At 61.0% G+C, this 21,347-nt stretch carries 22 protein-coding genes; 9 read left to right on the top strand and 13 right to left on the bottom strand.

The window, feature by feature from the left end; genetic code table 11:
- The first annotated feature begins 2 nt into the window (after positions 1-2).
- Positions 3-953 carry an HlyD family secretion protein gene (locus tag E1573_RS09620; protein WP_133212960.1) on the top strand — a complete coding sequence of 317 codons (951 nt, stop codon included), beginning with the start codon at positions 3-5 and terminating at the stop codon, positions 951-953.
- 81 nt (positions 954-1,034) lie between these two features.
- Entirely contained in the window at positions 1,035-1,499 is a 465-nt protein-coding gene (locus tag E1573_RS09615) for a sterol desaturase family protein (RefSeq protein ID WP_133212958.1), read from the top strand.
- Positions 1,500-1,561: 62 nt separating this feature from the next.
- Here E1573_RS09615 and E1573_RS09610 read toward each other — a convergent pair whose 3' ends face one another.
- The 4 genes from E1573_RS09610 to E1573_RS09595 form a co-directional block, all read right to left on the bottom strand.
- A complete protein-coding gene (locus tag E1573_RS09610; RefSeq protein WP_133213342.1) occupies positions 1,562-2,071 on the bottom strand; it encodes a GNAT family N-acetyltransferase in 510 nt (169 codons plus the stop codon).
- An 80-nt stretch (positions 2,072-2,151) separates the two neighbouring features.
- Entirely contained in the window at positions 2,152-4,752 is a 2,601-nt protein-coding gene (gene acnB, locus E1573_RS09605) for a bifunctional aconitate hydratase 2/2-methylisocitrate dehydratase (RefSeq protein ID WP_133212956.1), read from the bottom strand.
- A gap of 339 nt (positions 4,753-5,091) precedes the next feature.
- Positions 5,092-5,505: a cupin domain-containing protein gene (locus tag E1573_RS09600; protein WP_133212954.1), complete on the bottom strand. Its 414-nt coding sequence runs from the start codon at positions 5,503-5,505 to the stop codon at positions 5,092-5,094.
- Positions 5,506-5,534: 29 nt separating this feature from the next.
- Positions 5,535-6,296 carry an SDR family oxidoreductase gene (locus tag E1573_RS09595; protein ID WP_133212952.1) on the bottom strand — a complete coding sequence of 254 codons (762 nt, stop codon included), beginning with the start codon at positions 6,294-6,296 and terminating at the stop codon, positions 5,535-5,537.
- Positions 6,297-6,502: 206 nt separating this feature from the next.
- On the opposite strand from E1573_RS09595, the gene E1573_RS09590 reads away from it, so the two are divergent.
- Positions 6,503-8,080, top strand: a complete 1,578-nt coding sequence (locus E1573_RS09590; RefSeq protein ID WP_133212950.1) for a winged helix-turn-helix domain-containing tetratricopeptide repeat protein — start codon at positions 6,503-6,505, stop codon at positions 8,078-8,080.
- Between the two features lie 69 nt (positions 8,081-8,149).
- Here E1573_RS09590 and E1573_RS09585 read toward each other — a convergent pair whose 3' ends face one another.
- Both E1573_RS09585 and E1573_RS09580 read right to left on the bottom strand, forming a co-directional pair.
- On the bottom strand, positions 8,150-9,025 hold the full coding sequence (locus E1573_RS09585; RefSeq protein WP_133212948.1) for a universal stress protein: 876 nt from the start codon (positions 9,023-9,025) through the stop codon (positions 8,150-8,152).
- A gap of 34 nt (positions 9,026-9,059) precedes the next feature.
- Entirely contained in the window at positions 9,060-9,629 is a 570-nt protein-coding gene (locus tag E1573_RS09580) for a GNAT family N-acetyltransferase (protein WP_133212946.1), read from the bottom strand.
- Between the two features lie 198 nt (positions 9,630-9,827).
- On the opposite strand from E1573_RS09580, the gene E1573_RS09575 reads away from it, so the two are divergent.
- Together E1573_RS09575 and E1573_RS09570 are read left to right on the top strand one after the other, a co-directional pair.
- The gene (locus E1573_RS09575) at positions 9,828-11,183 is read left to right on the top strand and encodes a DUF1214 domain-containing protein (RefSeq protein ID WP_133212944.1); all 1,356 of its coding nucleotides are present in this window, start codon (positions 9,828-9,830) and stop codon (positions 11,181-11,183) included.
- A 56-nt stretch (positions 11,184-11,239) separates the two neighbouring features.
- Entirely contained in the window at positions 11,240-12,277 is a 1,038-nt protein-coding gene (locus tag E1573_RS09570) for a DUF1254 domain-containing protein (protein ID WP_133212942.1), read from the top strand.
- A gap of 74 nt (positions 12,278-12,351) precedes the next feature.
- Here E1573_RS09570 and E1573_RS09565 read toward each other — a convergent pair whose 3' ends face one another.
- Positions 12,352-12,696 (bottom strand): MmcQ/YjbR family DNA-binding protein, encoded by a 345-nt coding sequence (locus tag E1573_RS09565; protein WP_371925154.1) that lies wholly within the window; start codon positions 12,694-12,696, stop codon positions 12,352-12,354.
- A 7-nt stretch (positions 12,697-12,703) separates the two neighbouring features.
- Complete coding sequence (locus E1573_RS09560) at positions 12,704-13,612, bottom strand: LysR substrate-binding domain-containing protein (protein WP_133212938.1); 909 nt, start codon at positions 13,610-13,612, stop codon at positions 12,704-12,706.
- A gap of 128 nt (positions 13,613-13,740) precedes the next feature.
- On the opposite strand from E1573_RS09560, the gene E1573_RS09555 reads away from it, so the two are divergent.
- Positions 13,741-14,352, top strand: coding sequence for an FMN-dependent NADH-azoreductase (locus tag E1573_RS09555; RefSeq protein ID WP_133212936.1), 612 nt, complete (start codon positions 13,741-13,743; stop codon positions 14,350-14,352).
- Positions 14,353-14,492: 140 nt separating this feature from the next.
- A complete protein-coding gene (locus E1573_RS09550; protein ID WP_165957316.1) occupies positions 14,493-15,524 on the top strand; it encodes a dienelactone hydrolase in 1,032 nt (343 codons plus the stop codon).
- Here E1573_RS09550 and E1573_RS09545 read toward each other — a convergent pair.
- The 3 genes from E1573_RS09545 to E1573_RS26700 form a co-directional block, all read right to left on the bottom strand.
- Positions 15,518-16,708: an MFS transporter gene (locus E1573_RS09545; RefSeq protein WP_133212934.1), complete on the bottom strand. Its 1,191-nt coding sequence runs from the start codon at positions 16,706-16,708 to the stop codon at positions 15,518-15,520. The two genes, E1573_RS09550 and E1573_RS09545, sit on opposite strands and share 7 nt — an antisense overlap.
- 149 nt (positions 16,709-16,857) lie before the next feature.
- Positions 16,858-18,444, bottom strand: coding sequence for an ABC-F family ATPase (locus tag E1573_RS09540; protein WP_133212932.1), 1,587 nt, complete (start codon positions 18,442-18,444; stop codon positions 16,858-16,860).
- 388 nt (positions 18,445-18,832) lie between these two features.
- Positions 18,833-18,985, bottom strand: a complete 153-nt coding sequence (locus E1573_RS26700) for a hypothetical protein (protein WP_165957315.1) — start codon at positions 18,983-18,985, stop codon at positions 18,833-18,835.
- Between the two features lie 192 nt (positions 18,986-19,177).
- Here E1573_RS26700 and E1573_RS09535 point away from each other — a divergent pair, with 192 nt between their 5' ends.
- Positions 19,178-19,606, top strand: a complete 429-nt coding sequence (locus E1573_RS09535; protein WP_133212930.1) for a molybdopterin-binding protein — start codon at positions 19,178-19,180, stop codon at positions 19,604-19,606.
- 66 nt (positions 19,607-19,672) lie between these two features.
- Here the strand turns inward: E1573_RS09535 and E1573_RS09530 are convergent, their stop codons facing one another.
- Together E1573_RS09530 and E1573_RS09525 are read right to left on the bottom strand one after the other, a co-directional pair.
- Positions 19,673-19,957 carry a hypothetical protein gene (locus E1573_RS09530; RefSeq protein ID WP_133213338.1) on the bottom strand — a complete coding sequence of 95 codons (285 nt, stop codon included), beginning with the start codon at positions 19,955-19,957 and terminating at the stop codon, positions 19,673-19,675.
- A 57-nt stretch (positions 19,958-20,014) separates the two neighbouring features.
- On the bottom strand, positions 20,015-20,533 hold the full coding sequence (locus tag E1573_RS09525) for a DUF3016 domain-containing protein (RefSeq protein ID WP_133212928.1): 519 nt from the start codon (positions 20,531-20,533) through the stop codon (positions 20,015-20,017).
- Positions 20,534-20,610: 77 nt separating this feature from the next.
- On the opposite strand from E1573_RS09525, the gene E1573_RS09520 reads away from it, so the two are divergent.
- Complete coding sequence (locus E1573_RS09520; RefSeq protein ID WP_133212926.1) at positions 20,611-21,306, top strand: metallophosphoesterase; 696 nt, start codon at positions 20,611-20,613, stop codon at positions 21,304-21,306.
- The last annotated feature ends 41 nt before the right edge of the window (positions 21,307-21,347 follow it).

Here is a 21,347-nt window from a genome sequence, read left to right as displayed (position 1 = left end):
CGGTGAAGAAATTTGTTGCTCAGGCCTCGACCCTGGCAATCGTGGCATTGGCGCTGGTCTTGGGCTGGTTCGCCTGGGAGCATTACACCCGCGCGCCCTGGACCCGCGACGCCCGGGTCAGGGCCGATGTCGTGACGCTCTCGGCGGATGTCTCCGGGCGTATCACCGAACTGCGGGTTGAAGACAACCAGCACGTTAACAAAGGCGATTTGCTGCTGGAAATCGATCCCGCACGCTACGCCCTGGCTGTTGAGCATGCGCGTCGGGCGGTGGAAGTGGCTGAGGCCAACGAAGGCCTGGCCCGGGCCCAGATCGTTTCCAGCCAGGCCCTGCTCAAGCAGCGTCAGAGTGAAGAACAACGGCGCCGGACCCTGAAGCAAGGCTTTGCGATTTCCGGAGAAGAGTGGGAAAAATCCAGTACTGATGTGGCTGTCGCCCAGGCTGACCTGATGCGCGGTCAGTCTGACCTGAGCCTGGCCCAGGCCAACAGCCGCCTGGCCAGCGCTGCATTGACCCAGGCCGAGCTGGACTTGCAGCGCACCCGTATCTACGCCCCGGTCAGCGGCTATGTGACCAACCTGCTGACCCGCCAAGGAGACTATGCCAGCAGTGGCGTGGCCTTGCTGGCGCTGGTCGACAGCGCCTCGTTCTACGTCAGTGGCTATTTCGAAGAAACCAAACTGCCGCGTATCCATCCCGGTAGCCCGGTGCAGATCGCCCTGATGAGCGGTGAACGTTTCGACGGCAAAGTACAGAGCATCGCGTACGCGATTACCGACCGCGAAAACGCCCCGGGCAGCCGCCTGCTGGCCAACGTCAACCCCAGCTATACCTGGGTCAAACTGGCCCAGCGAGTCCCGGTGCGCATCGAGATCGACCCGAACTACGCCGGCAAGGACAACCTGCGCGCCGGCACCACCGCAACGGTGACCGTGCGCGAAACCGCGCCCTGATGAAAAGCGCTGGGGTGGTGGCGGGCTTGGTGGTAGGCTTTTGCGCCTTCTTGCCAACCCTGCGCCGGGCCGTTCGCTGCGATGATCCTCAACCTTGCTGTTTTTCTCTGCACCCTGACGGCCATGGAGGGTGTCGGCTACCTGGCGCATCGCTACATCATGCACGGCTGGGGCTGGTTCCTGCACCGCTCGCACCATGAGCCACACCTCGGCGCGCTGGAAACCAACGACGTCTACTTGCTGGCCCTGGCCCTGATCGCCTTCGCACTGGTCGCCATCGGCCGCGCTGGACACGCGCCATTGCAGTGGGTCGGGGCAGGGGTGGCGGCGTTCGGCGTACTCTACGTGATCATTCACGACGGTATCGTGCACCGGCACTGGCCGTTCAAGCCACGGCCACGCAACCGCTACCTCAAGCGTTTGTACAAGGCACACCTACTGCACCATGCGCTCAAAGGCCGCGACAACAGTGTGTCGTTCGGCTTTCTCTATGCACCGCCAATGCATCGTTTGAAGCAGCAATTGCGTAAACGCCGCAGCCGTTAGGTGCGGGTTTGCCCCGCGATACGCTATGACGAGCGGGTTGCTGTCGCGGGGCAAGCCCGCTCCTACAGATCCAGGCGCATGGCGCAGCGGTCGCTCAGGCCGTGGGCCTGCTCAGCGGCTAGTTGGCGTTGCAGAAATTCGCTGCAAAGCTGAGGGTCGAGCCTTTCGAAACCCAAGCGGGTATAGAAGGGGGCATTCCAGGGAACGCAGGTAAAGGTGGTCAAGGTCAGGCCGGTAAAACCGTTTGCCCGCGCCCAGGTACTGGCTGTTGTGATCAATCGGCGACCGTGGCCCTGGCCTTGCGCAGCCTGTGCCACCGACAACTCGACGATGTGCCAGTCGTCACCGCAGGCCTGGCCACACAGAAAACCTTGGGGACGATTGTCAGCATCTACCAGCACCCAGGTGCCGGAGCCGGCGATGAACGCGCGATGCTGTGCAACGCTGAGCACGTCTTGGCTGGCGATCCAGTGTAAAACCTCGCTTTGCAAAAAGGCTTGCGCGGCAGAACGCTCGACTTCCGGGAGCAGGTCAGCGTCATCATTGTGGGCGGGGCGAATGGTGAAGGGCATGGCGCGGTTATCCAGTACATCGACGCGCCTATTCAAGGCCTTGACCAGACGCCCGTCAAGGCCTTGTCGCAGCGTGCCGCTTATGCCGGAACTACCGCAATCCTGGCACTGGCAGCCGCTTCACGGAACTCGGCCATCTGGTCGAAGCTCAGGTAGCGGTAAACGTCAGCAGCCATGCTGTCGATGTTCTTCGCGTATTCCATGTACTCTTCGACGGTTGGCAGTTTGCCGAGGATCGAGGCAACCGCTGCCAGCTCGGCAGAGGCCAGGTAGACGTTGGTGGCGTCACCCAGGCGGTTGGGGAAGTTACGGGTCGAAGTGGAGACCACGGTCGAACCGGTCTGTACGCGTGCCTGGTTACCCATGCACAGCGAGCAGCCTGGCATTTCCATGCGCGCACCGGCGCGACCATAGATGCCGTAGTAGCCTTCTTCGGTCAGTTGGTGAGCGTCCATCTTGGTTGGCGGAGCCAGCCACAGACGGGTAGGGATGCCACCTTTGACCTTGTCCAGCAGCTTACCGGCAGCGCGGAAGTGACCGATGTTGGTCATGCACGAACCGATGAACACTTCGTCGATCTTCTCACCCTGTACGGTCGACAGCAGGCGTGCGTCGTCCGGGTCGTTCGGTGCGCAGAGCACCGGCTCTTTGATCTGGGCCAGGTCAATCTCGATAATTTCGGCGTATTCGGCGTCCTTGTCGGCTTCCAGCAGAACCGGGTTGGCCAGCCAGGCTTCCATCGCCTGAGCGCGACGCTCCAGGGTGCGTGGGTCGCCGTAGCCTTCGCTGATCATCCAGCGCAGCAGGGTAATGTTCGACTGCAAGTACTCGGCAATGGCCTTTTCTGGCAGCTTGATGGTGCAGCCAGCAGCAGAGCGTTCAGCCGAGGCGTCAGACAGTTCGAAGGCTTGCTCGACAGTCAGTTCGTCCAGGCCTTCGATTTCCAGGATGCGGCCAGAGAAGGCGTTGATCTTGCCTTTCTTCTCAACGGTCAGCAGGCCTTGCTGGATGGCGTAGTAAGGGATGGCGTGGACCAGGTCACGCAGGGTGATGCCTGGTTGCAGTTTGCCCTTGAAGCGCACCAGTACCGACTCCGGCATGTCCAGCGGCATAACGCCAGTGGCTGCGGCGAAGGCGACCAGGCCGGAACCGGCCGGGAAGGAGATGCCGATCGGGAAACGGGTGTGCGAGTCACCACCGGTACCTACGGTGTCCGGCAGCAGCATGCGGTTCAACCAGCTATGGATGATGCCGTCGCCCACCTTGAGTGAAACACCACCCCGGTTGCGCATGAAGTCTGGCAGGGTGTGGTGAGTGTTGACATCGACAGGCTTAGGGTAGGCTGCGGTGTGGCAGAACGACTGCATGACCAGGTCAGCAGAGAAGCCCAGGCAGGCCAGGTCTTTCAGTTCGTCACGGGTCATTGGACCGGTGGTGTCCTGAGAACCGACGGTGGTCATTTTCGGTTCGCAGTAGGTGCCCGGACGAATGCCCGTTACCCCGCAGGCCTTACCGACCATCTTCTGCGCCAGGCTGTAACCTTTGCCGGTATCGGCCGGCGCCTGCGGCATATGGAACAACGACGAAGGTGGCAGGCCGAGTTCGGCGCGGGCTTTCTCAGTCAGGCCGCGGCCAACGATCAGCGGAATACGGCCGCCGGCCCGGACTTCGTCGAGCAGCACCGGAGTCTTGAGTGCAAAGGTGCTGATGACCTCTTCGCTTCCGTGTTTGCAGACTTTGCCTGCATACGGGTACACATCGATGACATCGCCCATGTGCAGATCGGCGACATCGAACTCAATCGGCAGGGCGCCGGCGTCTTCCATGGTGTTGTAGAAGATCGGGGCAATCTTGTTGCCGAAGCAGAAACCACCGCCACGCTTGTTCGGCACGTACGGAAGGTCGTCGCCGAAGAACCACAGCACCGAGTTGGTCGCGGATTTACGCGAGGAGCCCGTGCCGACCACATCGCCGACGTAAACGATCGGCATGCCTTGCTCGCGCATGGCCTGGATCTGACGCATCGGGCCGGTGACGCCTTGCTCGTCGGGGACGATGCCGTCGCGTGCCATCTTCAGCATGGCCAGGGCGTGCAGCGGAATGTCCGGACGCGACCAGGCATCGGGCGCCGGGGAGAGGTCGTCGGTGTTGGTTTCGCCGGTGACCTTGAAGACCCGCAGGCTGATTTTTTCGGCCAATGCCGGGCGGCTGTTGAACCATTCGCCATCGGCCCAGGATTGCACCACCGCTTTGGCCTGGGCATTACCTGCCCGGGCTTTTTCGGCGACATCGTGGAAGGCGTCGAACATCAGCAGGGTGTGTTTCAGCTGCTCGGCGGCAACCGCTGCCAGCTCAGGGTGATCCAGTAGCTCGACCAGGGTGACGATGTTGTAGCCGCCCTGCATGGTGCCCAACAGTTCCACTGCACGCGTGCTGTCGATCAACGGCGAGCGGGTTTCGCCCTTGGCCAGCGCCGCAAGGAAACCGGCCTTCACGTAGGCCGCTTCGTCTACCCCGGCAGGGACACGGTGGGTGATCAGTTCGACAAGGGTGGTTTCCTGACCGGCCGGTGGCTGTTTGAGCAGCTCGACCAGAGCGGCGGTTTGCTCGGCATTCAAGGCGAGTGGGGGCAGGCCTTTTGCGGCGCGTTCCTGAACGTGGTGGGCATAGGCTTCGAGCACTGGCGATCTCCTGTAGAGCACGTGGCAACGTGCGCGGGCAAGGCTTGGACGTTAAAAGCAGGAGCAGATGTTCGGCCAATGAGAGTGACCGCTCCAAAGACCGCCGAAAGCAGCCTGCCCCTGCGAAATCTGTAAGGTGCGTATTATGTTTATTGTTGACACATTAATCGCTTGCGGCAGGAATATACGGGTGAAAGAAGTCTTTTGCAAAATAATTGTCAACACATTGCGCTGATCGTCCCTCGCCAGTAGGCGCGGGCTTGCCCTGCGATGCGGTTTGTCAGACGGATCGCATCGCGGGGCAAGCCCGCTCCTACGGCAAGCCTGTTCCAACTGTGGTTATGGCTTGACTGGGGTCACCAGGTCTTTTTCTTCCGTGTTGAGAACGAATACAGCCAACAGCCGTGCGGGCTGGGTATCGCTGGCATTGGCGCTGACGGCATGGAACGAGCCGGGCTCTTCGACGAAGTTTTCCCCGGCCTTGTAGATTTTTTCGGGTTCGTCGTTAACCCGGATGCGTACCGCGCCTTCCAGTACCGTGGCATAGATGAAGGCTGATTTGGGGTGGGTATGGGCCGGTGATGCGCCACCCGGCGCATACTCCACCAGTACACCGCGCAGGCTCTTACCTGGCACGTTCGGCAGGGTGCGGTCGAACACCAGGGTGACTTTGCCCGGTGTCGGCTCGGCGGCCGAGGCGGTGGTGATGGACAGTACGGCGAAGGCCGCCGCCAGAAGGAATCGAGTCATGATTGCGCTACTCCTACAAGTACAGGGGAGAATCAGCGAGCTGCTTGGGCCGCCGAGCGGGCAAGCCAGTCTTCAAAGTGGATTGCACCCAGGCGCGGATGCTCACCGGGGGTCAGCGACCGGTCGTTGAGTACGTCGCCGAAGTAACGTGCGTGTACATCCGCTACCACCGTGCGGCTGTCATGAGTGGCACGGAAAAAGCGCCGTACCAGCTCATCCAGTGGCATGGCTTCGGGGCCGGCGATTTCCAGTGTGCCGTTGAGCGGTGTGGCCAGCGCGACATCCGTCAGCGCCGCAGCGACATCGTCGGAGGCGATGGGCTGGATCAAAGCAGGCGACAGGTGGACTTCATCCCCGACGAGCGACGACTCGGCAATGCCCCCGACAAACTCGAAGAACTGGGTCGCTCGCACCAGGCTATAGGGCTGACCGCTGGCCTTGATCAGCGCTTCTTGCTCGACCTTGGCGCGGAAGTAGCCGTTGGCGGGCGAACGCTCACAAGCGACGATTGACAGGGCAATGTGATGGCCCACGCCAGCAGCAGCTTCGGCTGCCAGCAGGTTGCGTGTGGAGGTCTGGAAGAACTCAAGCACTGCTTGGTCCTCCCATGATGGCGCGTTGGCGACATCAACCACGACATCGGCGCCATCCATGGCTGCGGCCAGGCCCTCACGGGTGATGCTGTTGACCCCGGTGGCGGGTGAGGCGGCGAGTGCCTGGTGGCCACGCGCGGTGAGGTTCTTGACCAATTTCGAACCAATGAGGCCAGTGCCTCCAATGACGACGATTTTCATTTCAACACTCCGTTAAGGGGCGGCAAGCATTGCCGTCCGGGTAGGTCCAGAGTGCCGTTTTGTTGGCGCCGGGTCTTTGCACTGGGCTTGGCTTTTCCTTCACGCACGCCTGCTTTTTCGTCCAAAGCTGCCGTATGATCATCAGTTGATAGTGATTATCGCCACGGACAGGGAGGCCCAGGGCACTCTGCCAGGGGATACTGACCTTGCCATTCGCGTTTGAAGACTACGTGCTCGACCAAGAGCGCCGGGAATTGACCTGGCGAGGCCAGGCTGTGGCCGTCGGGCCGCAGGTGTTCGACTTGCTGCTGCAACTGCTAATCCATAATGATCGTGTGGTCAGCAAGGAAGAGCTGCTTGACGCGGTGTGGGGCGCGCGTATCGTTTCCGAGTCGACCATTACCAGCCACATCAATGCAGTGCGCAAAGCCATTGGTGACAGCGGTGAAGAGCAGCGCCTGGTGCGTACCGTGGCACGCAAGGGCTACCGCTTCGTCGGCCTGATCAGGCACAGCGACAGCCCCGGCGTTGTGGTGGTTGCAAGCGAATCGGGTGACAAGGCGATGGAAGAGCCCGCGCTGCTGCTCCCCGAGAAGCCATCAATCATCGTGCTGCCGTTTCAGAATCTCAGCGGCGATGCCGAGCAAGACTATTTCGCTGACGGCATCGTCGAAGACATCATCACCGCGTTGTCGCGCCTCCGCTGGCTGTTTGTCATTGCCCGCAACTCCAGCTTTACCTACAAGGGCAGGGCGGTAGATGTTCAGGGCGTAGGGCAGGCGCTGGGGGTGCGTTATGTGCTCGAAGGCAGCATCCGTAAATCCGGCAACAAAGTGCGCATCACCGGGCAACTGATCGACGCCAGCCGTGGCATGCACATCTGGGCGGAACGTTTCGAAGGTCTGCTCGATAACATCTTCGAACTGCAGGACCGCATTGCCGAAAGTGTCGTCGGCGCCATTGCACCGCAGCTGGAACGAGCAGAAATCGAGCGGGCCAAGGGCAAACCCACCGACAGCCTGGATGCCTACGACTACTTCCTGCGCGGCACGGCAAAGTTGCACCAGGGTAATCAGCAGGCCATGGAGCAGGCGCTGGAGTTGTTCTACCGGGCGATTGAACTTGATCCAGAGTATGCCTCTGCCTACGGCATGGCTGCCTGGTGCCACTTCTGGCGCAAAATCAATGGCTGGATGATCGACCGCCCCAGGGAAGTTGCCGAAGGCGCGCGCCTGGCGCGGCTGGCGGTGGAATTGGGGCGTGACGACGCCGTAGCACTCACCCGCGGTGGCCATGCGCTGGCCCATCTGGTTGGTGATGTCGATAGCGGCATCGCCTTGCTCGACCGGGCCCGGCTGCTCAACCCCAACCTGGCCCCGTCCTGGTTCCTGGGTGGCATATTGAGGGCACTGCGCGGTGAAACCGATGCCGCCATCGACAACCTCAACCATGCCGTGCGCCTGAGCCCTCTGGACCCGGAGATGTTCCGTATGCAAGTGGGCATGGCCCTGGCGCATTTTTTCGCCGGACGCTTCGACATCGCTTCGGCCTGGGCGGAAAAGGCCCTGGGCAATTTGCCAAGCCTGTTGCCGGCCGTGGCCTTGCTCGCGGCCAGCCAAGCGCACAGCGGGCAGTTGGACAAAGCGCGCGTTACGGTTCAGCGCTTGCAAGCATTGGACCCTGACTTCAGGGTCGGTAATCTGCAGCACTGGTTGCCCCTACAGCGGGCGCAAGACCTTGAGCGGTTCGCTGACGGGCTGAGGTTGGCGGGCTTGCCCGAGTAGGGCAGGTGGGGTGAGACCAGGGGCCGTCAGGTTACGGCACCCTGGCGCTAGGGTTGCGAAGCCGGAAAGTTACAGAGACACCAACACATCACAGCGCGATTCGCTGAGGACGTACTTGGTGATGCTGCCCACCAACAGCTCTTCCAGCGCGCTTTCGCCTTGTTTACCGATGACGATCAGATCGCAGTCCAGATCCTGTTCCTGCTCGACGATTTTCCACGCAGGGTCGCCCTGGAGCACCAGCTGTTTGGCATCGGGCAAATCACAGGTGTCGCTGAGCGCCGCTAGCTGTTCTACCGCATCTTTCTTGATGACATTGCGGTAGTGCTTGAGGGTGTCAGGGTCGACATTGGCCAGGCGCATGCTCGATTCGAAGGGCGCTTCAAACACGTGCAGCAGGATGATATCGGCCTGAGGTGCGACAGACTTGGCCAGCTCGATGGTGCGCAGCGACGAGGCCGAGAAATCGACCGGCACCAATACGCGGCGGTATTCGTTGCGCGGCGGCTGCTTGACCACCAGGGTAGAGCAGAGCATGCGGCTGAGCATGCGTTGAACGGTCGAGCCCAATAGCAGATGGCGTACGCGGCTTTGTCCCTTTGCCCCGCAGACCAGCAGATCGGTGCGACGGTCCTGCACTTCACGGGTTATTTCGGTGACCACGCGACCGGCCATGACCTGTACGCCCGAGGCCGCGCCATACTCATCGAACAGATGCGTTGCCAGTTCGTGCGTGTGCTTTTTACCGGCATCGACGCTGCGCTGCAGTAAATCGTCATTCGGCGCGACAATCTGCTTGAGGCGTTCGAACGGCGCCGAGTTGGCAACATAGAGCAGGTCCAGCTTGGCGTTCAGCTCTTTGCTCAACAGTGCCGCACGCTCCGCCGCGTGGCGAGCCGGGGCAGACAGGTCAGTGGCAACCAGGATGTGGTTCAACGGGGGCATAGCGATCTCCTTATTCAGTACCGAGCAGTGCGTGTCACCTCAAGGCGAGGCGATGGACCACCCGACAGGCATCATCGGGATCACGCGCGGTCGAGAAGCCGAAGGCACGCGCCAGGTCGTGCATGTAGGTGTTGGCGGCGTCTTCAATGGAATACATGTCTTTATAGCCATGATCGCGTGCGTGGTCGATCAAGTGGCTAAGCAGCAAAGGCCCAAGGCCGCGGTGGCGCCACTGATCATCAACAGTCAGTGCACACTCGCATTCGTCGGGCGAAGCACCGGCAGCATAGCGGCTGATGCCGACTTCCTGCAGTTCGCCATCGACATGGGCCAGGGCGACATAGGCCATATGCTGCTGATCGATGGTCATCAGCTGATCAAGCATGGCCTTGCCGGGTTCGTTGATCTGACACAGAAAGCGAAAGTGCCGCGATTCGGGGGACAGCCGCATGATGAAGGCTTTTTCGCGTTCGCGGTCTTCAGCACGCAACGGTCGGATCAATACGTGGCCGCCGTCTTTAAGGGGTTCAATCCAGTGCTCGCCTGATTCGTGAGCAAAAGCACCGGCAGAGGGTGGCTGTGAGGTGGATTGAGTCAGTGCCATGGGATTCACTCCGTGGAAAGGGAGAAGTACGTAAAGCACACTATCTATCTACGCCTGTAGGCATTTTCCGGCTTGATACAGGTCAAGCCGAAGGCGTTTCGATTGACCAACCCCACTCCAAAGGAGCGGTACAGGTTCAGGGCGAATGGTGCTTAAGCTGCCGGTGCTTCAGCGAATGGATCACTATGGAGAATAATAATGAGACCCCCATCACGCTTTACGCTGGCCAAACGCGCGCTGACTATTGCTTGCCTGGCGGCGCTCTTGCCGCCAACGGCTGCTCAGGCCGTGCAGGCGCCTGTGGTATCGCAGGCACAGGGCTTTGCCGATCAAGACGTCAGCGACGCCTACCTCTACCTGCTCGGGCGGCTGTTGGTGCTGCGCCAGCAGCAGTTGGATTTCCAGGAAGGGATGCGCTGGAATGAGCTGGTGCACCGCAAGCCCGGTGCTGTGGAATGGCCTAACCCCAACCTCGATGTCGCCTATTCAGAGGCTTGGTTAGCACTGGATGCGCGCAGTTGCACCTTGGTCAGTGTGCCGAAGATCGAAGGGCGCTACTACACGGTGCAGTTTCTCAATGGTTGGGGGGAAACCCTGGCCAACATCAATGAGCGCGCGCTACCTGAGCATCCCTATGGCGAATTCGCCGTGTGCCAGAAGGGCGCTGACGTCGCCTTGCCAGACGGGGTGAAGCGCATTGACCTGCCGGTCTCCACCGCGCGGGTACTGTCGCGGGTGGAATTAGGGGCGGACTGGAAGCAAGCCGAACAACTGCAGCAGCAGTTCACCCTGCGCGCCACGGGTACCCCGGTGACCGAAGCCATACCCGCCACGCCGATCTTCGCGCTGCCTAAACCGCCGGGTGTCGAGGCCTTCGACAGTGCCGAACTCGCGTTGCGCGAACCCGATCTGAATCCCGGCATGCAGGCATTGCAGGCAAAGGTGCGGGCAATTGCGGCAGCGATCAGCGACCCGGCAGCACGCGCTGCGGTCGATAAGCAGATCAAAGGCCACGCCTATCCGGCCCTGGCCAAGGCGATCGTCACCATCGGCCCTGGCACGCTGCACAATGGCTGGGTGCGCCCGGCAGTTTCCGGAAGCTATGGCGCTGACTACCTGACCCGCACCCTGGTGGACTACGGTGGCATCTGGGCCAACACCCAACAGGAAGTGCACTACTTCCGTGGTGCGGCGCTGGATAACGGTGAGCTGCTCGATGGCAGCGCCAGTTACTCAATGACCTTTCCAGCCGATCAATTACCGGCGAAGTATGCCCGTTACTTCTGGTCGATCACTGCTACCGATGCCAAACAGTTTCGCGTTCTGCCTAATCCGCAGGGGCGGTTTTTGCTCAATAACCAGTCAAACCTGAGCTACAACCCCGATGGCTCGCTGACCTTGTATTTCGGGCCGCAAGCACCGGCCAATGGCGCTGAAACCAACTGGTTGCCGACGGTCGCCGGGCAACCGTTCAAGCTGATGTTCCGCTACTACGGTGCAAAAGGGCTGGTTGCCGACGGCAACTACTTCCCGCCAGCGCTGGTCAAGCGCTGAAGCCATTCAAGGCTGTGGCAAGCGCTGCGGCCTAACCGTGTAAAAGGATAAGAATAATGATTGCGTTGAAACCACTGGTGGCGGCTATCGCCGTGTATTGCGCTTACCTGCCTGTTGCCCATAGCCAAACGCTGCCCGCCGAGGCGGTCACGGTAACCGTCGATAACTTCACTCGCGCCGAAACCGACCGCTACTTCAGCCTGACGGCCAAACGCGGTGGCTTTGGCACCTTCTCGCACTGGCGCGACTTGATCCCGGTCGATCGCCCGACGGTCATCCGCCCCAATCGCGATACCCTGTACTCCACTGCCGTATTTGACATGAAGGCAGGCCCGGTGAGCGTGACCCTGCCCGACGCCGGAGGCCGTTTCATGTCGCTGGTAATGATCGATGAGGATCATCAGGTGCTGGGCGTGCACTATGGCGCCGGGGAATACCGCCTCAACCCGGCGGATGTCGACACTCGCTATGTGATGTTTGGTGTGCGTACGCTGATCAACCCAGCCGACCCGCAAGACCTGCAGAAGATTGCCGCGCTGCAGGATGCAATCGTCGCGAAACAGGAGAATGGCCCGGGCCAGTTCCAGGTACCGAATTGGGACGAAACCAGCCGTGCCCAGATTCGCCAAACGTTGTTTGCCCTGGGCGCGACCCTGCCTGATTCGCGCGGCATGTTCGGCAAACATGGCGAGGTTGATCCGGTGCGCCACTTGATCGGCAGTGCTATGGCCTGGGGCGGCAACCCGGAGAAAGACGCTTATTACCAAGTGGTTACACCGCCGCACAATGACGGCAAAACCGCCTACCAGCTGAAGGTTGCCGACGTACCCAAAGGCGCCTTCTGGTCAGTCAGCGTGTATGACGCGCAAGGGCAATTTCGCAAAAACCCGCAGGGTGCCTATGCCCTGAATAATCTGAACGCGCAAAAAGCCGAAGACGGCAGCGTTTCGGTGCGCTTCGGCGATTGCAAGCCAGGGGTGGCCAACTGCTTGCCGATCATGCCGGGTTGGAACTACATGGTGCGCTTCTATCAGCCGGCCAAAGCCGTGCTCGATGGCACCTGGAAGCTACCTGAGGCCCAGCCAGCATCCTAAACCCCCCGGTAGGTGCGGGCTTGCCCTGCTATTGCGATATGGGCACTCTGGCTCCCTCCGGGTCAGCAGGAACCTTAAATCAGCAGCCCGGGCTGTAGGCGCTTGGGCAGGCGCCTGACCACCAGTTGGTGAGAGCGCTGCAGCAGCTCGCAGAGTGCCTCGCGGCCCATCGGGTAGGGCGGTGCCATGCTGATCCAGTGCGCCCGCGCCAGGTACGGCGCCGGGCGCACGCCGGGGTGGTCGACATAGCCGAGGAACAGATCACTGTCGACCTTGAATGACAGGCCCGCGCCGGCCAGGTCCAGCACCGCGAACATCTTGTTGCCCGCAATCGAGAACACTCGCACACCGCCCCATTTGTAGTCTTCCCGTGCGCCGGGCAGGCTCAGGCAGAACGCTGCGACCTGCGTTTCGTTCATCGTGTGCTTAGACATACCGCTCCCCACAGTCTGCAAATGCCGTCACCAAATGATCGATCCAGACCCGCACCGCCGGTAGCAGGCCGCGCCGATGAGGGTACACCGCTTGCAGGTATCCACCGGGCAGCGACCAGTCTGGCAGCAGCCGCACCAGTTCGCCACGGGCCAGTTCCTCCTCACAGTGCATGATTGGCAGTGCAGTGAAGCCCAGGCCGGCCATCGCTGCCGTCTTGCGCACGACAAAGTCGTCAATCGCCAGACGCGCTTCCAAAGCCACTTCTCGTTTGTGTCCGCGGGCATCGAGCAAGCGCAGATGCACCAGGCGGTCGGCATCCACCGCACCCAGCACCGGTAAACCGGCTAAATCCTCGGGAGTGCGCGGGGCATGTTCAGCGGCAAAAGCCGGGGAGGTCACCAGGTACATCTGCGCCTGACGCAGGCGCCGAGTGACCAGGGCCGGGTCTTCATCTCCCAGGTCACGTACCCGTAGGGCCACATCGATACCTTCGGTGATCAGGTCGACCCGGCGGTTGAGCAGCACCATGTCCAGCTGCACCTGCGGGTATTGCTCAAGAAACTGGCTGATCACCGACGGCATCAGGGTATGCGCCAGGCTGACGGGGCAAGACACACGCAAGCGTCCGCGCGGCTCACTGGTCATACTGGCAACGGCTTCGTCAGCCATTTCCGCTTCCAGCAGCATGGCCTGGCAATGGCGCAGGTAACGTTCGCCGACGGCAGTCAGCTTCAGTTGCCGGGTGGTACGTTGCAGCAGGCGCGTACCCAAGCGCTCTTCCAGTTCGGCGATACGCCGTGACAGGCGCGACTTGGGGATCCCTAGCTGACGTCCGGCGGCGGCAAAACCACCGGCTTCGACCACTCGGGCGAAGTAGAAAAGGTCGTTGAGGTCTTGCATGGCAATCACCATTGTCCTGTCAGTAGGACAAACTAACGCATTTTTACTCACTTATCAGCCATTCGCTGCGCAGGTAGGATTCTCTCCATCGTGATCGCCCCGATGCGGTCTTCAATCAGGAGAGTCCCATGAAACTGTTGCATATCGATTCGAGCATCCTGGGCGACAATTCCGCCTCCCGCCAGCTGAGCCGCAATGTGGTCGATGCCTGGAAAGCCGCCGATCCGTCGGTGGAAGTCGTCTACCGTGACCTGGCTGCCGATGCTATCAGCCACTTCTCCGCAGCCACCCTGGTTGCTGCTGGCACCCCCGAAGCGATGCGTGACGCCGCGCAGCAGCACGAAGCTCAACTGAGCAGCGAAACCCTGCAAGAGTTTCTTGAGGCCGATGCGGTGGTGATCGGTGCGCCAATGTACAACTTCACCATTCCGACTCAGCTCAAGGCCTGGATCGACCGCATTGCGGTGGCCGGTAAGACCTTCCGTTACACCGAAGCCGGCCCTGAAGGCCTGTGTGGTGACAAGAAGGTGATCCTGGTGTCCACCGCCGGTGGTCTGCACGCTGGCCAGCCGACAGGTGCCGGTCATGAAGACTTCCTCAAGGTGTTCCTCGATTTCATCGGCATCACTGACCTGGAAATCGTTCGCGCCCACGGCCTGGCTTACGGTGATGAGCCGCGTGCCAACGCCATGAGCGCTGCTCGAGCGCAGATCAGCAACGAGTTGTTCGCCGCCGCGTGATCCGCGCCAACGCGTGACCAGAACCGACAGTAGGCCAGGTCTGCTGTCGGTTTTTTCATTGAGCTTTCATCCCGCTCATTGCGCCCGGCCTTATGCTGGAGCGATTCCCGGCCTTCCTCCCGCCGGGCAGGGTGAAGCCGATGCGCAAATGGGCGATGCTGTGGCTGCTGTGCTGGTTAGGCATGATCAGTTGGGCACACGCCGAGCCTGTGCAGCACTGGAGTGTGGGTTTGCACCGACTGGTGTTCGCTGACCCATTGGATGGGCGCCCGGTACACGCGCTCGCGTTTTATCCCGCCCAAGGTCCCGAGCGCACCAGTCGCATCGAGGGTTATCGGGTTGAAGCCAGTGAAGGGGCCGCCATTGTCAAGGGGCGCTACCCGCTATTGATGCTCTCCCATGGCAATACCGGCACGCCGCTGGCCCTGCATGATCTGGCCAGTGCCTTGGCGCGTCGTGGGTTCGTGGTAGTGGCCGTGACCCATCCGGGTGACAACAGCCGTGACCACAGCCGTCTGGGGACCCTGAGCAACCTGTACGGGCGGCCATTGCAGATCAGTGCGGCGATCAGCGCGACCCTGGCCGACCCGTTTCTGGCACCGTACGTCAAGGGCGAGCAGGTCGGTATGATCGGCTACTCCGCCGGCGGAGAAACCGCGTTGATGCTTGCCGGGGCCGAGCCCGACCTCGAACGCTTGCGCCGGTATTGCCTGGAACGGCCACTGGATGCCGATGCCTGCAAAACCAATGGTGTGCTGATTGCTGACCGTGCCGACCTCAGCGCCGAAGCAGATCCACGCATTCACGCCTTGCTGCTGATGGCGCCGTCAAGTTTGATGTTCGGTCGCCACGCCTTGGCCCGGGTCAAGGTACCGACGTTGATCTACAGCGGCGACAACGACCAGTTATTGGCCATCGACAAGAACGCCCAGGCCCTGGCGCGCAAGTTGCCGATTACCCCCAATTACCGCTTGTTGGCCGGCGCCGGGCATTTCGTGTTCATGGCCCCGTGTGACGACGAGCAACGTGAGCACATGGCGGCGCTGTGCAATGACCCCGATGGGGTAGACCGCGAAAATATTCACTTGTCGTTGCAAGCCGAAGCTGCGCACTTTTTTACGCGTGCACTCGGCCGGCCCAGCCCTGTCAGGCTCGACACGGCTGATCAATAACCGGCTGCGCGGCGCGCCAGTAGCAGGGTCAGGCCCACGCCCGCCAGTGACAACAAGGCCGCGATGCAGAAAATCCAGGCATAACCCAGGTGCAAGGCCACCGCGCCCATCAACGGCCCGGCGATGGCCAGGGCAAGGTCAAAGAACACCGCATAAGCCCCCAGCCCTGCGCCGCGGCTGGACACCGGCACCTGCTTGATGGCTTCCACGCCCAGCGCCGGGTACACCAATGACAAGCCAAAACCGGTCAACCCGGCGCCGATCAAGGCCACCACCGGGTTGGGCGCCAACCACAGCAGGGTCAAGCCCAAAGCCTCGGTGCTCATGCAGACAATTGCCACCGGGTAGCCACCGAACCGGCTGACCGCATTGACGAACAACAAGCGCGAGAGAATGAAGCACACGCCAGAAGCACTCAGGCACCACGCCGCGCCTTGCCAGCCTTGCTCCAGGTAGTACAGAGTGACGAACGTCGAGAGCGTGCCGTAGCCGATCGACGCCAATGTCAGGCCAGTACCACAGGGTGCGACCCGAGCGAACGCCGCCCAGAACGGCAGGCGCTCACCCGCGACCACCGGCAGCGATGGTTTGTTGCGCAGTACCAGCAAAGCCAGGGCGGCCAGCATGACCAGCACCGGCCCCAGCGTGGCGAAGTTCAGCTGGTCCACCAGGATCACCCCCAAGGGGGCGCCGAGGGCGATCGCGCCGTAAGAGGCAATACCGTTCCAGGCAATTACCCGCGCGGTGTGCTCGGCGCCCATCGCACCGATGCCCCAACTCAACGAAGCGACACCGATCAGGCCTTGGGCGACGCCCAGAAACAAGCGCCCGGCAAGCAGAAGCAGCAGGCTTAACAGCGGCAGTTCAAGCGTCAGCGTCGAAACGAAGGTCAGCACCCCGCAAAGGGCAATACCGATCAACCCGTAGATGATGGCCTGCTTGGTGCCTTTGGTGTCTGCCACACGCCCAGCGTACGGCCGGCTCAGCAGCGTGGCCAGGTACTGCAGGCCAATGGTCAACCCGGCAACGACCGCACTGAACCCCAATTGGTCATGCACATAACCTGGTAGCACCGCGATTGGCAGACCGATGCAGAGAAAGGCAACAAAGGTGTAGAAGACGATCGAAAGGATCTGCAGGGTGATGGAGTGGGTACTGGCGGGTAGGGGTTGTAACGCGGACATGGGCTCGTTCGCTGGCGGGCGGTGGGCGAGGGTCCATAATCGCTGGGTGCGAGAATAAAAGGAAGCAGGCTAACGATTTTTAATGCAATCGCGGGACAAGCCCGCTCCCACAGAGGTCCGGTGGGAGCGGGCTTGCCCCGCGACGGTTTTTAAACGATTACGCCCTGACTGCGCAGGTAATCGTCATAAGTACCGCTGAAGTCCACGACACCGGTTGGGCTCAATTCGATGATGCGTGTGGCCAGCGACGACACGAACTCACGGTCGTGGCTGACGAAAATCAGCGTGCCCGGGTAGTTCTCCAGCGCCAGGTTGAGCGCCTCGATCGACTCCATGTCGAGGTGGTTGGTCGGCTCGTCCATTACCAGCACGTTGGGCTTTTGCAGGATCAGCTTGCCGAACAGCATGCGGCCTTGCTCACCACCGGAGATCACCTTGACCGACTTGAGGATCTCGTCGTTGGAGAACAACATGCGGCCCAGGGTGCCGCGGATCATCTGCTCACCTTGAGTCCACTGGCCCATCCAGTCGAACAGGCTCACGTCTTCTTCAAAGTCGTGGGCGTGGTCTTGAGCGTAATAGCCCAGTTCGGCGCTTTCGGTCCACTTCACTTCACCGGCATCCGGGGTCAGCTCGCCGACCAGGGTACGCAGCAGGGTGGTTTTACCGATACCGTTCGGGCCGATGATCGCGACGCGCTCGCCAGCTTCGACGGTGAAGCTGAAGTTCTTGAACAGGGTCTTGTCTTCAAAGCCCTTGGACAGTTTCTCGATGGTCACCGCCTGGCGGTGCAGCTTCTTGGTCTGATCGAAACGGATGAATGGGCTGACCCGGCTCGACGGTTTGACCTCGGCCAGCTGGATCTTGTCGATCTGTTTGGCGCGGGAGGTGGCCTGTTTGGCTTTCGAGGCGTTGGCCGAGAAGCGGCTGACGAAGGTTTGCAGTTCAGCGATCTGCGCTTTCTTCTTGGCGTTGTCGGCCAGCAGTTGCTCACGCGACTGGGTTGCAGCAGTCATGTACTCGTCGTAGTTGCCCGGGAACAGGCGCAGCTCGCCGTAGTCCAGGTCAGCCATGTGCGTGCACACGCTGTTAAGGAAGTGACGGTCGTGGGAAATGATGATCATGGTGCTGTTACGCGCCGTGAGAATGCTTTCCAGCCAGCGGATGGTATTGATGTCCAGGTGGTTGGTCGGCTCGTCGAGCAGCAGCACTTCAGGGTCGGAGAACAGCGCCTGGGCCAGCAGCACACGCAGCTTCCAGCCTGGCGCGACTTCGGTCATCGGGCCGAAATGCTGCTCCAGCGGAATACCCAGGCCAAGCAGCAGTTCACCGGCGCGGGATTCGGCGGTGTAGCCGTCCATCTCGGCAAACTCGGTTTCCAGTTCGGCAACGGCCATGCCGTCTTCTTCGGTCATTTCCGGCAACGAGTAGATGCGATCGCGCTCGGCCTTGACCCGCCACAGCTCCTCGTGGCCCATGATCACGGTGTCGATCACGGTGAATTCTTCGTAGGCGAACTGGTCTTGGCGCAGTTTACCCAGGCGCACGTTCGGCTCAAGCATGACCTGGCCGGCAGACGGCTCCAGGTCGCCGCCGAGGATTTTCATGAAGGTCGACTTGCCGCAGCCGTTGGCGCCGATCAGGCCGTAGCGGTTACCGTTGTTGAACTTGACCGAGACGTTCTCGAACAACGGCTTGGCGCCGAACTGCATGGTGATGTTAGCGGTGGAGATCAAAGGGGTTACCTATCAATTGCTTGCGTCGCTGGCATTGCGGCATACGCCGACAGCAGCATGTGCATGCTGTGGCCGAGCGGTCGGGAGAAAAATGCGGGGGTTGAGGCCAGACATTGCGCGCATTGTCGCATAGTCAGGGTTGCAGTTGTATGGTGACGGGCGACGAATCTGACGTTGGGCGGGCTTGCTGTAGGAGCGGGCTTGCCCCGCGATTGCGGTCTTTCAGTCACATCGCATCGCGGGGCAAGCCCGCTTCTGCCGGTACGGTGGCAACCCCGGGGCTGTCAGAAATGAATGATTTCAAAGTAGCATCACCCTGGTATTCCTACAGGGTGGGGCAAACGATGCATGGAGCCGGGATGTTAGGAGACCTGTTGGTCCTGGGTTTTTACATGATCGGGGCGGTGGTCTGGATGTACTTCTGGTTGTTGTGCGTGGCCCATAGAACCGCATTGTTCGGGCAGATGAACGGGCTGAAGTGGCTGTTGCTCGGCGGCTCATGTGCCGTTACCAGCGCGATTGGTTTGTACTTGGCGGCCATCGAGACGTTCCATCGGGACAATGCTGATTGGTGGCTGGTACTGGCTTCGATGGCTATACCTATGCTTGGGATTCAAGGTGTCCGTCTGAAGCTTCGTTGAGGCATTTGCCTTTCGCTGTAGTTGTTTTTATACAACGCCTGAAATGACTATGCGCCGAAAACCTAACCCTGAAGTCAAGATAAGGGCGCATCATGAAAGTCAGTGCACGCAACGTATTCAAAGGTCAGGTCAGCAGTGTGCAGCCGGGCGCTGTCAACGCTGAGGTCAGCCTGCAGCTACCTGGCGGCGAGCAGTTGGTGGCTGTCGTGACCATGGAAAGTGTCAAGAACCTCGGTATTGCCGTAGGCAAAGAGGCTGTTGCGCTGGTCAAAGCGCCTTGGGTGATGCTGATGACCGAGTCGAGTGACATTCGGCTGTCTGCACGTAATTGCCTGCAAGGCACCGTGCTCAGCGTCAACGACGGTGCGGTCAATGCCGAAGTGGTCATCGAGTTGGCAGGTGGTACGAAAATCTATTCGATCGTCACGCGTGATGCGGTAGCCGAGCTGGGCTTGGCAGCGGGTGTAAGTGCCACGGCGGTGATCAAGGCGTCACACATTATTCTCGGTGTGCCGGCCTGACACATCGGGCATCGTGATCAAGCTGCGGGGCCTGCTCGGCCCCGTAGCAAGCGTAATCAGTAACGGTCAAACATAGGCCTGGCCATGAAAGCCCCGGGGCAAACGTTGCAAACCGGGCATTTCAGTCAAGCGAGCGATCCAGGCCGAGCGCCAGTCGACGATGCCGTGTTGTGCTTTGGCCTTGCGGGCGGCGCGGCGGGCGGCGTTGCGTTGTTCACGACGGGCGTCCTTGTACGCATCCGTGTTGCGACAGTTGCGGCACTTGACGCGGTTGAGTTCGCGGGTCGAAATCAGGTTGTTGCCGTGGCGGCCGCACGCCAGGTGGCCGGCGACCTTGAAGTGAGTGACCATTGGCATTGCCCTCTGTTCGGTTCACACAGGTTCAGACTGCCGCCGTTGCTGTTGAGTTCAGGATGAAGTGTGCTGCGCAACGGCGAACTGTTTACGAAACCACTCTTCAAGCATGGCTTTCTCTGCATAGAGGCGGTCGCTGGTGGCCCGGCGGCCAGGGCGCTGCAGATAAAGCTTGTCTGACAGGTGCGCATCCGCCTGGCTGAGCGGCTGACCTTGTTGCGACAGTACGTAATGCAAGTCGATACTGGGCCAGGTGATATCGCGCATGAAACGCACGGTATACGCCTGTGGGTGCCAAGGCTCGTAACGACCGGCCAGGTCGATGTCGCGGATGTCGATGCGCAGCGTCTGACCAGCGGGCAGATAGCGCTTGCCGAGGGTCTGCAGGTAGTTGCGCAGCTCGTCCATCACATAGGCGTCGGCCCCGCGTTCATAACCGTTGCTGTCCAGACTGGCATCACGGAAGTGTTCGGGGTTGTCGTAGATGACTTCAACCGGGGCAGCGGGCGGCGATTGAGCGAAACTGCCCGGCGTCAGCAGGCACAGGGCGAAAAAGGTCAGGGCAGGGCGCATGATTCACCTCCAGGTGCAGCTATCTGCACTATTTTTATTGTACGCCTGCCAAGGTGGGCGGGGCAGGAGGGAGTAGCGTGATCAGGATCGAGCGGTTCGCTGTCAATGCACGGGGTCGCGACTACGCCGTGGGCGATATCCACGGCCATTTCCAGCGCCTGCAGGCGCAGTTGTCGGCAATTGGCTTCAATCCGGCAGTCGATCGTTTGTTCAGCGTTGGCGACCTGGTCGACCGCGGCCCGGAGTGCATGCAAGCGCTGGAGTGGTTGGCGCAACCATGGTTCCACGCCGTGCAAGGCAACCACGAAGCGCTGGCGGTGACCCATGTCAGCGGTGGCTGGCTGGATTATGGCCAGTACCGAGCTGCCGGAGGGGGCTGGTTTCTTGATCTGCCCACTGACGAACAGGCACGCTTTGCCGAGCGTTTTGCCGATATGCCGTTAGCCCTGGTGGTCGACACGCTCGACGGCCCGGTCGGTTTGCTGCATGCCGATTGCCCTTGCGCCAGTTGGTCAGAGTTGTGCGAACAGTTGCAGGGGCCAGCACCCGAGGCGCTGCAGGAGTATTGCCAATGGTCACGCCGGCGGTTGTATGAGGATGATGATCGGCCGATTGCCGGCCTGCGTGCGTTGATCGTCGGGCACACGCCGTTGCACGATGTTCGAGTGCTGGGGAACATCTGGCACATCGATACCGGCGGCTGGTCCCGTGGCCGCTTCAGTTTACTGGCGCTCGATACCCTCAGCGTGGCGAATGCGGCCGTTACGCAGTGACCAGAGGCTGGGCCAGGCATACAGTTATTCCGCTCAGCTGT

Source organism: Pseudomonas sp. H9 (assembly GCF_004353925.1).
Classification (GTDB): Bacteria; Pseudomonadota; Gammaproteobacteria; order Pseudomonadales; family Pseudomonadaceae; genus Aquipseudomonas.
This window is presented reverse-complemented; position numbering and strand designations above follow the sequence as displayed.

Bases quoted from the DNA above. Each gene is read 5' to 3' on its own strand.
- E1573_RS09615 (WP_133212958.1), top strand. From the start codon at position 1,035: ATGATCCTCAACCTTGCTGTTTTTCTCTGCACCCTGACGGCCATGGAG.
- E1573_RS09610 (WP_133213342.1), bottom strand. From the start codon at position 2,071: ATGCCCTTCACCATTCGCCCCGCCCACAATGATGACGCTGACCTGCTC.
- E1573_RS09595 (WP_133212952.1), bottom strand. From the start codon at position 6,296: ATGAAAATCGTCGTCATTGGAGGCACTGGCCTCATTGGTTCGAAATTG.
- E1573_RS09585 (WP_133212948.1), bottom strand. From the start codon at position 9,025: ATGCCCCCGTTGAACCACATCCTGGTTGCCACTGACCTGTCTGCCCCG.
- E1573_RS09580 (WP_133212946.1), bottom strand. From the start codon at position 9,629: ATGGCACTGACTCAATCCACCTCACAGCCACCCTCTGCCGGTGCTTTT.
- E1573_RS09575 (WP_133212944.1), top strand. From the start codon at position 9,828: ATGAGACCCCCATCACGCTTTACGCTGGCCAAACGCGCGCTGACTATT.
- E1573_RS09570 (WP_133212942.1), top strand. From the start codon at position 11,240: ATGATTGCGTTGAAACCACTGGTGGCGGCTATCGCCGTGTATTGCGCT.
- E1573_RS09565 (WP_371925154.1), bottom strand. From the start codon at position 12,696: ATGAACGAAACGCAGGTCGCAGCGTTCTGCCTGAGCCTGCCCGGCGCA.
- E1573_RS09560 (WP_133212938.1), bottom strand. From the start codon at position 13,612: ATGCAAGACCTCAACGACCTTTTCTACTTCGCCCGAGTGGTCGAAGCC.
- E1573_RS09555 (WP_133212936.1), top strand. From the start codon at position 13,741: ATGAAACTGTTGCATATCGATTCGAGCATCCTGGGCGACAATTCCGCC.
- E1573_RS09550 (WP_165957316.1), top strand. From the start codon at position 14,493: ATGCGCAAATGGGCGATGCTGTGGCTGCTGTGCTGGTTAGGCATGATC.
- E1573_RS09545 (WP_133212934.1), bottom strand. From the start codon at position 16,708: ATGTCCGCGTTACAACCCCTACCCGCCAGTACCCACTCCATCACCCTG.
- E1573_RS26700 (WP_165957315.1), bottom strand. From the start codon at position 18,985: ATGGCCGCCAAGTACAAACCAATCGCGCTGGTAACGGCACATGAGCCG.
- E1573_RS09535 (WP_133212930.1), top strand. From the start codon at position 19,178: ATGAAAGTCAGTGCACGCAACGTATTCAAAGGTCAGGTCAGCAGTGTG.
- E1573_RS09530 (WP_133213338.1), bottom strand. From the start codon at position 19,957: ATGGTCACTCACTTCAAGGTCGCCGGCCACCTGGCGTGCGGCCGCCAC.
- E1573_RS09525 (WP_133212928.1), bottom strand. From the start codon at position 20,533: ATGCGCCCTGCCCTGACCTTTTTCGCCCTGTGCCTGCTGACGCCGGGC.